This is a genomic window from Heyndrickxia sporothermodurans (assembly GCF_003055045.1).
In the GTDB taxonomy this organism is placed as follows: domain Bacteria; phylum Bacillota; class Bacilli; order Bacillales; family Bacillaceae_C; genus Heyndrickxia; species Heyndrickxia sporothermodurans.
Map to the genome: position 1 here is coordinate 71,142 of NZ_NAZB01000011.1, position 12,745 is coordinate 83,886.

Consider the following 12,745-nt stretch of genomic DNA (forward strand, 5'->3'; position numbering starts at 1 on the left):
ATTTATATGCAAATAATTCGAAAAGCGGAAGCGACTATTTAGCCCCGACAAGCATAAGGCAGCTTACGTAGTGGCTTGCCCTTTAGCCACGCAGTAAGATGACTTATGACCTCGAGGGGCTAGAAGCCGCAGCTGGACAATTCGAAAAGCGGAGGCGACTGCTTAGCCCCGACAAGTACCATTATTTTTATTTAAAACAATGATAATTGATTCTGCTCCGGAAGAGATTCTAGACAGCCATGATTGTTAAGGTACTCTATAATTGTTTTAGAAACTCTTCCACGTTGTTGGAGGTCTTCTTTTGATAAGAATTCTCCCTCTTCACGCGCTTTTACAATATTTAATGCCGCGTTTGTTCCTAAACCTGGTATTGCATTAAAAGGAGGTATTAATGAGTTACCATCAATTACAAACTCAGATGCTTTCGAGCGATATAGATCGACCCGTTGAAATTGGAAGCCACGTTCACACATTTCTAAGCAAAGCTCTAATACCGTCAATAAACTTTTTTCCTTTGTAGATGCATCTAATCCTTTAGCATTTATTTCTTCAATCTTGGCTCGAATGGAACTTGAACCGCGAACCATTGCTTCTAGATCAAAATCTTCCGCCCTAACTGTAAAATATGCTGCATAATAAAGCAGTGGTAAATGTACTTTAAAATAGGCAATACGCACGGCCATCAAAACATATGCTGCGGCATGGGCTTTAGGAAACATGTATTTTATCTTTTTACATGAATCGATATACCATTCCGGAACATTTTGTTTTCGCATTTCCTCTTCCATTTCCGGCTGTAATCCTTTCCCCTTACGAACAGACTCCATAATTTTAAAAGCTAATGATGGTTCTAGGTTTTGATAGATCAAATACACCATAATATCATCACGACATCCAATTACTTCTGGTAAAGTACAAGTTCCGTTATGAATCAATTCTTGTGCATTTCCTAGCCATACATCTGTCCCATGAGAAAGGCCGGAAATTTGGACTAGTTCGGAAAATGTTGTTGGTTTTGTATCTTCAAGCATTTGCCTAACAAATCTTGTTCCAAACTCTGGTATCCCTAACGTTCCAGTTTTACACATAATCTGATCTTCAGTAACCCCTAAAGATTCAGTCCCGCTAAAGATTTGCATAACGACTGGATCATCAGTTGGGATTGTTTTCGGATCAATCCCGCTTAAATCCTGAAGCATCCGGATCATTGTTGGATCATCGTGACCTAGTATATCTAATTTTAAAACATTGTCATGAATCGAATGGAAATCAAAATGAGTCGTTTTCCACTCAGATTCCCGATCATCTGCCGGGTATTGAATCGGTGTAAAATCATATACATCCATATAATCAGGGATAACGATAATTCCCCCCGGATGCTGTCCCGTTGTCCGTTTAACACCTGTACAACCTTGTACTAAACGATCAATTTCCGCTCCACGTAAATTAAGGTTATTATCTTGAGCGTACCCTCTAACATATCCATAAGCAGTTTTATCCGCAACCGTACCAATTGTACCTGCTCGATAAACATATTCTTCACCAAACAGAACCTTTGTGTAGTTATGAGCTCGTGGTTGATATTCTCCGGAAAAGTTAAGATCAATATCGGGAACTTTATCCCCCTTAAAGCCTAAGAAGGTTTCAAATGGGATATCATGTCCATCTTTTTTATATTTTGATCCACAATTTGGACAGTCCTTATCGGGTAAGTCAAAACCTGAACCAACGGATCCGTCATTGAAAAACTCCGAATGCTTACAATTTGCACATACATAATGTGGTGGCAAAGGATTGACTTCGGTAATTTCAGTCATTGTTGCTACAAAAGATGAACCAACTGAACCACGTGAACCAACTAGGTAACCATCATCTAAAGATTTTTTTACTAGTTTATGTGAAATAAGATAAATAACTGCAAACCCGTGACCAATAATACTTTTCAGTTCTTTTTCGAGTCTTGCTTCAACAATTTCCGGGAGATCTTCACCATAAATACTCCGTGCCATTTCATAACTCATATTTCTTATTTCGTCTTCGGCCCCTTCAATTTTTGGTGTATATAGATCATCCTTGATTGGCTTAATCGTATCAATCATATCTGCAATTTTATTCGTATTCGTAATTACAATTTCCTTTGCCTTTTCTTTCCCTAAAAATGAAAAAGCTTGTAACATTTCATCAGTCGTTCGAAAATGAACATCCGGTAATTTATGACGATTTAAAGGATTAGCACCCGCTTGAGAGGCTATTAAAATTTTTCGATAGATCTTATCCTCTGGATTAAGATAATGTACATTGCCTGTTGCTACTACTGGAAGGTCTAGTTTTTCACCCAATTTAACGATATTCGAAATAATTTCTTCTAATGATTTCTCGTCTCGAACTAATTCTAATTCTATTAAATGTGCATATACCTCTTTCGGATGCACTTCTAGATAATCATAGAATTTCGCTGTTTCCTCTACCTCATCAGGGGCTTTTTGCATCATCCCTTCAAAAACCTCTCCCTTATCACAGGCAGAACCGACAAGGATGCCTTCACGGAACTTTTGTAATTGTGACCGGGGTATTCTTGGAACACGGTAAAAATAATCAATATGAGCGAGTGAAATGAGCTTAAATAAATTTTTAAGTCCTTTTTCCGTCTGAGCTAATAATGTGCAATGTGATGGACGTGCCCGTTTATACGCTCCACCTTTACCCATATAATCATTAAATTGATCATGATATTCAATTCCTTGTTTACTTGCATCTTTTAATAATTTTAATAGAATATATCCGGTTGCTTCAGCATCATATATTGCACGATGGTGTTGGGTTAATTCAATATCGAATTTTTTCGCAAGTGTATTTAAACGATGATTTTTAAATTCCGGATAAAGTAGTCTTGCTACCTCTAGCGTATCAATAACAGGGTTTGTTGCTTTTGGTAAACCGATCTTCTGGTAACCAACATTTAGAAACCCCATATCAAATGAGGCATTATGTGCTACTAAAATATCATCTTTGGCCCACTCTGAAAATTTTCGTAAAACAATATCTACATCAGGAGCACTTTCAACCATTTCATCGGTTATTCCGGTTAGCTCGATCGTTGTATTAGATAGTCGATGATGAGGGTTAGCGAACGATTCAAAACGGTCGATAATTTCTCCATTGTGAATTTTCACGGCAGCGAGTTCAATGATTGTATCATAAACAGCTGACAAACCTGTCGTTTCCACATCAAAGACGACAAATGTATCTTCACTTAATAATCGATGTGCATCATTATACGTAATCGGAACTCCGTCATCAACCAGATTTGCTTCTACTCCATATAGAATCTTTATGTCGTTCTTTTTCCCGGCACTAAATGCCTCCGGGAACGATTGAGCGATTCCATGATCGGTAACCGCAATAGCTTTATGACCCCATTTTTTCGCCTGGCTGACTAAATCACTTATCGGTGTTACAGCATCCATTTGGCTCATCGGTGTATGAAGATGAAGCTCGACTCGTTTTTCGCCTTCAGGTGAGTGATCTTGTCTAAGTTTCGGTTTAATTTCATTTAAATCATTTGCAATCATGACAAGATCCCGAACGAAAGTATCATTTTGGATGCTTCCTCTTGCCCGAATCCACATTCCTTTTTTCACTTGGCTAAGAATTGCAGCATCTTCTTTATCACGCGAAAACATTTTCACCAAAATTGAGCTTGTATAGTCCGTAATTTTAAATGTTAATAATGTTCTTCCACTGCGGAGTTCTTTTGTTTCAGCAAAAAAGACATATCCTTCTACTGTAATTCGTCTCTCTTCATCAATAATTTCCTCCATGCGACGGAACGTATCATCCTCTTTAATTGTTAACCCAATCATGATTGGACCTTCATTTACAGGTGAATCACTAGTCTCTGATTCTTTCTTCTGCATTTCTATTACGGCTAATTTCGCCCGTTCCTCGTCTTCTTTTTGTTTTTCTTCAATAAATTTTTTATATTCTTCATTTGCTTCATTTTGTCCGATTTCAGCATCTAATACATAAAGTGGAAAACCAAAGTTTTGGTAAATATTTGATATCCATTCTCCGTATTTTTGTTTTAGTGTTCTTGCTTCCGTGTCATTTCTCGTTTGTACAATTAATTTATTCCCTTTTAATGTTGGTACTTGCTCATTTAATAAGGATAAGAGCATGGGGGATATCCCATCTAGTTCTTTTATACAATGTCTCCAATAATCAACGACAGCTTCTTCGGGAAAGCTCGACTCCATAACACGAATCGTAAAGTCAACCTTTGCCACATGGTTAAATGCGTGTTGCAGTTGCAGGGTAAAACGGTTAAAAATTTCATAGGGTAATATCTGCTGAAACAAAAAGTAAAAATGCCAACGTTTTGATTTTCTTTCTACTACGAGTTTTTCTATTTCCGCGTTTTGAAAGAATTGGACGATTCGATCTTCTGTCATATTAAGTTGTTGCAATAAAACACGAAATCGCTCTTTTTTTTCGGCGGGATTGCTTGTCATATTTTCCTCTCCCATCCTTCTCTATATCTATATCTTAAATCAACGTTCAATTATAAATCATTCCATATACATAATAAAAAAACATCACGACAATTTCAATCCACAAACATTGACAGATGTTTTTCTAAAAAGAGAGAAGAAGCAATCGGTATGTTCCGACTGCTTCACTATTTTATAAAAAGAATCTTTGTATATCATTCCATGTAACGATTATCATCAACAGCATTAATAACATAAAACCTATAAAATGGACCATTCCTTCTTTTTGACGATCGATCGGTTTTCCTCTTAGCGCTTCTACTCCAAAAAATAGTAAACGACCGCCATCTAGTGCTGGAATAGGTAATAAGTTCATGATACCTAAGTTTATGCTTAATAATGCAGCCCATTTCATTAAAAAGATAATACCCGATTTAGCGACTACTTCTGTTGATTTATAAATACCGACAGGTCCTGAGAGCATATCGATTGAAAATTGGCCTGTTACAAGTTTTCCAAGCATTCTAAAGATTTCAATCGTCCACTGGTATGTTTGCTCGACACCGTATGTCGCAACTTTTAATGGTGACTTTTGAACCGGGTTATTTACCCCAATTCTTCCAATTTCCTGATTACCTTCTTTTTCCGCCTTAGGTGTTACGGCAATATCTTTCGTTTGATTATTTCTTTCAATAGTAAACATTAATTCTTCGCCCGGATGCTTTTGGATGACTTCAACTATGTCTTCCCAACTAGAAATTTCCGAGCCATCAATGCTTATAATCGTATCCCCTTCATGTAAACCTGCTTGCTTTGCAGCACCATCAGGAGTTAACTTCCCCAGTACCGGGTCATTGACAGGTACACCTTGAATAATGGCTAAAATAGTGAAAATAACAATCGCAAGAACAAAGTTCATCATTGGCCCAGCAAAAATAGTCATTGCACGATGACCTAATGATTTCGATCCAAATTGTCTATCCCATGGGGCAATTTGCGTTTCAACACGATCTTCGACGATCACAGCGTCTTTTGTAATAGAAAAGGTTTTTAAAGTTTCATCTTCATCTCCCTCTTCATATCCTTTAATAATTAACTTGTGATCCAAATCAGATTCTTCCACCTCGATGGTACGAATATCCGCAAAGCGACTTTTTCCATTCACGACGATTTTATTAACTTCTTCTTTCTCGTTAAAAAGAAGTCCGACCCTTTGACCGGCTTTTAAATCACTCATTTCTTGATCTTCACCAGCCATACGAACATATCCGCCAATCGGTAATAACCTTATTGTATAAAGAGTTTCATTTTTTCTAAAAGATAATACTTTCGGACCAAATCCAATAGCAAATTCACGAACCAAAATACCAGCTCGTTTCGCAAAATAAAAATGACCTGCTTCATGGAAAAATACTAATGCCCCGAAAATAATAATAAATGCGATTACAGTCGTCAAAATTCAAAACCACCTTTTATAAGAGTGAGTTTATATACGCTCTTGTTTCCTGATCTACCATTTTGATTGTATCAAGATCTGGATGATTAATCATATGATGCTTTTCAAGTGCTTTTGAAACGAATTCATCAATCGTTAAAAAAGAAATTTTTCTATTTAAAAACGCATCAACTGCCATTTCATTTGCTGCATTTAAAACGGTTGGCATTGTGCCTCCAACTCTCCCGGCTTCGTAGGCAAGTTTTAAACAAACGAAGCGATTTAAATCCATCTCTTCGAAATGTAATTTACCGATTTCAGCCAAATTCAATTTATGTCCCGATGTTAATGAGAGACGATCGGGATATGATAGTGCATACTGAATAGCGACTCTCATATCCGGTGTACCTAGCTGGGCTTTTACACTAGTATCCCGGAATTCAACCAGCGAATGAATGATACTTTCCCGATGCAATAATACATCTATTTTTTCATAAGGTACATTAAAAAGCCAATGTGCTTCGATGACTTCTAATCCTTTATTCATCATCGTGGCTGAGTCAATCGTAATTTTTGCGCCCATCGACCAATTCGGATGATTTAACGCTTGATCAACAGTAACATCTTTAAGTTCTTCGCGACTTTTATCTCGGAAACTACCGCCCGAAGCAGTAATGATGAGACGCTCAATATTTTTTTCTTTTTCGCCTTGTAAACATTGAAATATCGCTGAATGCTCACTATCAACTGGCAAAATGCTTACCTCATTTGCCTTAGCTGCTTCCATAACGATGTGGCCTGCTGTTACAAGTGTTTCTTTATTTGCTAGGGCAATTGTTTTCTTTGCTTTAATTGCCTGTAAAGTCGGGAATAAACCAACACTTCCCATAACAGCATTAACAACGACATCGGTCTTTTCATAGGCAGCAACTTCTACTAACCCATCGTCTCCATAGGAAAAACGGATATTGCTGCTAAATTCAGCTTTTAAACTTTCATAATCTGTTCGTTCTTTAACAGAAACAAGTTCAGGACTAAACTCCGCGATAATTTTTCTAGCAAGCTCAATATTTTTCCCAATAGAAAAAGCTACTAAGCGAAATTTATCTGAATGATTTCGAATTACATCCAATGTTTGCGTACCAATTGATCCGGTCGCTCCTAATAAACTTATATATTTCATCTTTTCAACTCCTAATTATAACACTAAAACCCTTCATTTTCATTGGACAAAATGGAGTAAATGAAGTAGTGGCCAAACGAATAATAAACTATCGAATCGATCTAAAATCCCACCATGACCAGGTAAGATGTTACCAGAATCTTTTACACCGTATTGTCGTTTATAGGCTGACTCCACTAAATCCCCTATTTGTCCAAAAATAGCAACGACTGCTGAAACAACAATAAGCTGAATGAAGGAGGCATCTAAATTAGAAAATAGTGCGAAAAGGATACCAACGATGATCGCACAAACAACTCCCCCTATTGCACCTTCTACGGTTTTATTAGGGCTTATTTCTGGCCAAAGTTTTCTTTTACCTAAAGCACGTCCAATGAAGTAAGCACCGGAATCTGTCGCCCAAATGGCAAATAAAGAATATAAAATATATGTAAGACCATTATCTGCGTCACGTGTTTCGACAAAATAATAGAAACCCATACCTATATAAACTACCGTAAGTAACAAAAAGGATACATGGTCGAAAGTTGTTTTATTTTTAGTGATAACAGTAATGACTAAAAATAGTAAAACGGCTATAAAAATATAATGCAGTTTCGTATAGCCAAAATGCTCAATTACATGAGTAAATTGTCTTGGAACTAGTATAATCCATAATAATAATAATGAAATGATACCTTGAATAGAAAAAATAGATAGTTTCCTCATCTTTAAAAGCTCATAAAGAGCTACCGTTCCCATTAAATAGGATAATATTACAAAAGGGATATTCCCATATATTACAATTGGTATGAATATTGCTGCTGCAATCACTGCTGTAATTATTCGTTGCTTCACTTCTCATTACCCTCACTTTTTAAGCCACCGTATCGTCTTGATCTTTGTTGATATTCTTCAATTGCCTGCAGTAAATCTTCTTCACAAAAGTCAGGCCATAAAACATCAGTAAAAACAAATTCAGTATATGCCATTTGCCAAAGCATAAAATTACTTAACCTGATTTCACCACTCGTACGAATAAGTAAATCGGGGTCTTGAAATTTTTTTGACATTAAATAATTTGAAAACAAATCTTCAGAAACATTTTTTTTGTCAATTGTGCCATTTTCCACATCACTAATAATATTTTGAACCGCATTTATTATTTCATCCCTGCCACCATAATTAAGGGCAAAGTTTAAAATAAGCCCCGTATTATCGAGTGTATCATCAATCGCTTTTTGCACAGCCTTCATTGTATGTTCGGGTAATTGTTCTTTATGACCCATCATTTGCACTTTTACATTTTCTTCCACCAACTCAGGTAAAAAAGTACCGAGGAATTCCTCTGGAAGCTTCATTAAATAGTCAACTTCGTTTTTAGGTCTAATCCAATTTTCCGTAGAAAAAGCATAAAGCGTCAATACTTCAATTCCAAGATTGTTTGCAAAGCGTGTGATCGGTTTAACCTTTTTCATCCCTTCATGATGTCCAGCGATTCGCGGCAATGCACGTTTACTTGCCCACCTTCCATTCCCATCCATTATGATTGCGATATGTTTTGGTAGACCATGTTTTTTTATGTTTTCAATTCTTTCTTCAATACTTTGAGTTCCTTTGGAAGTTTTTTTTAACTTCAACTTATTTAACATAACTTGCCCTCCACTGGAATACTGCACCAAATAATCTGTACCATATTATATAATATCAAAAAATCGCAGGAATATCTTTATTTACTATAAATTATGTATTGAATGTGATTTCTATTATAGATAATATAATTATATTTGAGAAGTTTTTCACGGTAATTATTTAGTTTTATGCAAAAAAAAACTCTCGAAATACGAGAGTTCGTTAATTTTACACTTCTAATATATCTTGTTCTTTAGTTTTAGTGATTTGATCGATTTTATTAATATGTTCATCGGTAATTTTTTGAACATCGTCTGAATATCCACGAAGATCATCTTCCGAAATCTCGCCGTTCTTTTCTAACTTTTTCAATTCATCATTCGCATCACGACGAATATTCCGAATTCCAACCTTTGCTACTTCAGCTTCTTTTTTAACTTGCTTCACTAATTCTTTACGACGTTCTTCAGTCAATGCTGGAATAGCAAGACGAATTAGTGTCCCATCATTATTTGGAGTTAGTCCCAAGTCTGATTTCAAGATGGCTTTTTCGATATCTGATACAATTGATTTATCATACGGTTGAATGACTAATAATCTAGCTTCAGGAACAGATACGGATGCAAGTTGGTTCACTGGTGTTGGTGCTCCGTAATAATCAACAACGATTCTGTCCAATAAAGAAGCACTAGCTCTTCCTGCTCTAATCGAACTTAGTTCACGAGTATATGCTGATATTGCCTTTGACATTTTGTCCTTCGCATTTGCTATGATTTGTTTTGGCATTAAGCTTTCCCCCTAACAATTGTACCAATATTTTCTCCCATTATAACACGTTTAATATTTCCTTTTTCCATTATTGAAAAAACAATTAGTGGAATGTCATTATCCATACATAAAGATGATGCGGTTGAATCCATTACGGCTAAACCGTTTTTAATTACATCAAGATAAGTTAATTCTTCATATTTAACAGCACTTTCATCCAGTTTTGGATCCGCAGAATATACTCCATCTACGTTATTTTTCGCCATTAAGATAACTTCAGCTTCAATTTCAGCGGCTCTTAATGCGGCAGTAGTATCTGTTGAAAAATAAGGATTTCCTGTGCCCGCAGCAAAAATGACGACACGTTTTTTTTCAAGATGTCTAATTGCACGCCGACGAATATATGGTTCTGCAACTTGACGCATATCAATTGACGTTTGAACTCTTGTTTCTATTCCATTTTGTTCTAAACTATCTTGAAGTGCTAAAGAGTTCATAACAGTCGCTAGCATACCCATATAATCGGCAGTTGCTCTGTCCATCCCCATTTCACTTCCGATTTTCCCGCGCCAGATGTTTCCACCGCCAACAACAACAGCGACTTCAACACCTAATTCAGCGAGCTCTTTTACTTGTTCTGCTACTGATTTAATTACAGTAGGATTAATTCCAAAACCTTGTTCACCTGCTAATGCTTCACCACTAAGTTTTAAAACGACACGTTTATATTTTGGGGTGCTCATTGTGAACCTCCAATATTTTAAGTATGTATTCTATATTATTATCTTTAAAAATAGGGAACACAACGTGTCCCCTATCCATTGATAATATTACTTCTTAACTTGGCTCATTACTTCTTCAGCAAAGTTATCTTGACGTTTTTCGATTCCTTCACCAACTTCATAACGAACTAAGTTCGTAATTGTCGCACCATGTGATTTAACAAATTGGCCGACTTTTTGATCAGGATTTTTAACGAAAGCTTGGTCAACAATACAAATTTCTTCAAAGTATTTGCTTAGACGTCCTTCTACCATTTTCGCCACAATATTTTCTGGTTTGCCTTCGTTTAATGCTTGTTGTGTTAAAACTTCACGTTCATGTTCAACTTCTTGGGCAGATACTTGATCGCGTGAAATATATTTTGGATTTAAAGCTGCAGCATGCATTGCAACATCTTTAGCAACTGATTGATCAGTTGTTCCCTCTAGCACAGCTAGTACACCAATACGGCCACCCATGTGTAGGTACTCACCAAATGCTGCATTTTCAGGTTTTGTTAATACTTCAAAACGACGTAAAGTGATTTTTTCACCAATTTTAGCAATAGCTGCATTAATTGTATCTTCAACAGTTGTACCATTATCCATTTGTTGTCCCAAAGCTTCTTCAACAGTAGCTGGTTTTTTGTTCAATAAATGTGCAGCTAATTCTTTAACAAGATTTTGGAAACCTTCATTTTTAGCAACAAAGTCAGTTTCAGAGTTAACTTCTAAAATAACTCCGTCGTTGCCTTGAACGAAAATATAAGTTGTACCTTCTGCAGCAATACGATCAGCTTTTTTAGCTGCTTTTGCAATTCCTTTTTCACGAAGGTAATCAATTGCTTTTTCCATATTTCCGTCTGTTTCTGTCAATGCCTTTTTGCAATCCATCATTCCGGCACCTGTTTTTTCGCGAAGTTCTTTAACCATTTGTGCAGTAACTGCCATGGGATGTTCCTCCTTATTATATGTAGATTCATTATTAGTGTATACGGATTATCTCCTAAAAAAAGGTGATAAGGATGAAGCCTTCTTATCACCTTTTCACATACATTTTTAACAATACGAACAAAATTTATAATTATTCAGCTGCAACTGTTGCAGTAACTTCTTCTTCTTCACCTTGTTTAACTTCGATGATTGCATCAGCAATTTTACCAGTTAATAGTTTAACAGCACGGATTGCATCATCATTTGCTGGAATTACATAGTCGATTTCATCCGGATCACAGTTTGTATCAACGATACCAACGATAGGAATATTCAATTTACGAGCTTCGGCAACAGCAATACGCTCTTTACGAGGATCGATGATGAATAATGCGTCCGGTAATTTTTTCATATCTTTAATTCCACCAAGGAATTTAACTAAGCGTTCATGTTCTTTTTTAAGTTGAACAACTTCTTTTTTAGGAAGAACTTCAAAAGTACCGTCTTCTTCCATTTTTTCGATAGATTTTAAACGTTCAATACGCTTTTGAATTGTTTCAAAGTTTGTTAATGTACCACCTAACCAACGGTGATTCACATAGTACATACCTACGCGTTCTGCTTCTTCTTTAACAGATTCTTGAGCTTGCTTTTTCGTACCAACGAAAAGAATGTTTCCGCCGTTTGCTGCAAGTTCTCTTACAAAGTTGTATGCTTCTTCAACTTTTTTAACTGTTTTTTGAAGATCGATAATGTAGATGCCGTTACGCTCTGTGAAAATATATTTTTTCATTTTAGGGTTCCAACGGCGTGTTTGGTGACCGAAGTGTACACCAGCTTCAAGCAATTGCTTCATAGAAATTACTGACATGTTATTTCCTCCTAATGGTTTTGATTTCCTCCGCTTCATTCATCTTTAAATAAAGACTATCCATTTAGAATAGCACCCTTTATTTAAATCCAAAAGCGTGTGTATTAACACCATGAAATAATATAGCATAAAAAATAGTTTCAATCAAGTTTATCTAACGATTTTTGTTGAAATTTCACCATCAACTCGATTTCAGTTTTGCCTTTATTTAGTTTTTTCGCTATTTCATCATTTGTTAATCCTTTTTTTTGCAAAAATATGACTTTATCAATTAATGATCCTGTTTCATCTTGCACTTCTTTTTTTAAATCTTTATTCATCCCAACTGAGTTTTGATATGATTTCGCTGCATACATACGATTATAATTATCAGAGTTTACTTCATTAACTTCATTCGTTCGCTTCTCAATAGCTGGATGATGGTGAGACGTTTTCTCAATGGCTTCGTCGCTATTCTGCTCATTTTGAATACTTTTGAATTTATTTATAAATTGCTCATTTTCTTCTTTCAATTCTTCAATATATGCTGTAAAGATATCTTCCATCTCTTTCATTGTTTGCTTTTGAGAATGATCCATAGTTAATAAACGATTTTGTCGTAAATATAAGATGATAATGGCAAATATCGTAATAATATTTAATATAATTGATAGAAATAAAATAAAGATTGTCATAATGATTCCCTACCCATAA

At 35.8% G+C, this 12,745-nt stretch carries 10 protein-coding genes; all 10 read right to left on the minus strand.

The window, feature by feature from the left end; genetic code table 11:
• Positions 1-191: 191 nt before the first annotated feature.
• The 10 genes from B5V89_RS04190 to B5V89_RS04235 all read right to left on the minus strand — a co-directional run bounded on the left by B5V89_RS04190 (position 192) and on the right by B5V89_RS04235 (position 12,726).
• Complete coding sequence (locus tag B5V89_RS04190) at positions 192-4,511, minus strand: PolC-type DNA polymerase III (RefSeq protein WP_107958341.1); 4,320 nt, start codon at positions 4,509-4,511, stop codon at positions 192-194.
• 172 nt (positions 4,512-4,683) lie between these two features.
• Positions 4,684-5,946 carry an RIP metalloprotease RseP gene (gene rseP, locus B5V89_RS04195; protein ID WP_066233145.1) on the minus strand — a complete coding sequence of 421 codons (1,263 nt, stop codon included), beginning with the start codon at positions 5,944-5,946 and terminating at the stop codon, positions 4,684-4,686.
• Between the two features lie 16 nt (positions 5,947-5,962).
• Complete coding sequence (locus B5V89_RS04200) at positions 5,963-7,108, minus strand: 1-deoxy-D-xylulose-5-phosphate reductoisomerase (protein ID WP_066233142.1); 1,146 nt, start codon at positions 7,106-7,108, stop codon at positions 5,963-5,965.
• 39 nt (positions 7,109-7,147) lie between these two features.
• Positions 7,148-7,945 carry a phosphatidate cytidylyltransferase gene (locus B5V89_RS04205; protein WP_108070623.1) on the minus strand — a complete coding sequence of 266 codons (798 nt, stop codon included), beginning with the start codon at positions 7,943-7,945 and terminating at the stop codon, positions 7,148-7,150.
• Positions 7,942-8,739: an undecaprenyl pyrophosphate synthase gene (locus B5V89_RS04210; protein ID WP_107921302.1), complete on the minus strand. Its 798-nt coding sequence runs from the start codon at positions 8,737-8,739 to the stop codon at positions 7,942-7,944. The genes B5V89_RS04205 and B5V89_RS04210 overlap by 4 nt, the downstream gene beginning before the upstream one ends.
• A gap of 208 nt (positions 8,740-8,947) precedes the next feature.
• Complete coding sequence (gene frr, locus B5V89_RS04215; protein WP_066233134.1) at positions 8,948-9,505, minus strand: ribosome recycling factor; 558 nt, start codon at positions 9,503-9,505, stop codon at positions 8,948-8,950.
• Positions 9,505-10,230 carry a UMP kinase gene (gene pyrH / locus B5V89_RS04220; protein ID WP_066233131.1) on the minus strand — a complete coding sequence of 242 codons (726 nt, stop codon included), beginning with the start codon at positions 10,228-10,230 and terminating at the stop codon, positions 9,505-9,507. Before pyrH ends, frr begins: the two co-directional genes overlap by 1 nt.
• 87 nt (positions 10,231-10,317) lie before the next feature.
• Positions 10,318-11,199 (minus strand): translation elongation factor Ts, encoded by an 882-nt coding sequence (gene tsf / locus B5V89_RS04225; protein WP_108070625.1) that lies wholly within the window; start codon positions 11,197-11,199, stop codon positions 10,318-10,320.
• A gap of 133 nt (positions 11,200-11,332) precedes the next feature.
• Positions 11,333-12,052, minus strand: a complete 720-nt coding sequence (gene rpsB, locus B5V89_RS04230) for a 30S ribosomal protein S2 (protein WP_066233125.1) — start codon at positions 12,050-12,052, stop codon at positions 11,333-11,335.
• Positions 12,053-12,192: 140 nt separating this feature from the next.
• A complete protein-coding gene (locus tag B5V89_RS04235) occupies positions 12,193-12,726 on the minus strand; it encodes a hypothetical protein (protein ID WP_108070627.1) in 534 nt (177 codons plus the stop codon).
• Between the last annotated feature and the right edge of the window lie 19 nt (positions 12,727-12,745).

What these genes read in the sequence shown, in the direction of transcription:
- B5V89_RS04190 (WP_107958341.1), bottom strand. Translation starts at nt 4,511, where the DNA reads ATGACAAGCAATCCCGCCGAAAAAAAAGAGCGATTTCGTGTTTTATTG.
- B5V89_RS04200 (WP_066233142.1), bottom strand. Translation starts at nt 7,108, where the DNA reads ATGAAATATATAAGTTTATTAGGAGCGACCGGATCAATTGGTACGCAA.
- B5V89_RS04210 (WP_107921302.1), bottom strand. Translation starts at nt 8,739, where the DNA reads ATGTTAAATAAGTTGAAGTTAAAAAAAACTTCCAAAGGAACTCAAAGT.
- frr (WP_066233134.1), bottom strand. Translation starts at nt 9,505, where the DNA reads ATGCCAAAACAAATCATAGCAAATGCGAAGGACAAAATGTCAAAGGCA.
- pyrH (WP_066233131.1), bottom strand. Translation starts at nt 10,230, where the DNA reads ATGAGCACCCCAAAATATAAACGTGTCGTTTTAAAACTTAGTGGTGAA.
- tsf (WP_108070625.1), bottom strand. Translation starts at nt 11,199, where the DNA reads ATGGCAGTTACTGCACAAATGGTTAAAGAACTTCGCGAAAAAACAGGT.
- rpsB (WP_066233125.1), bottom strand. Translation starts at nt 12,052, where the DNA reads ATGTCAGTAATTTCTATGAAGCAATTGCTTGAAGCTGGTGTACACTTC.
- B5V89_RS04235 (WP_108070627.1), bottom strand. Translation starts at nt 12,726, where the DNA reads ATGACAATCTTTATTTTATTTCTATCAATTATATTAAATATTATTACG.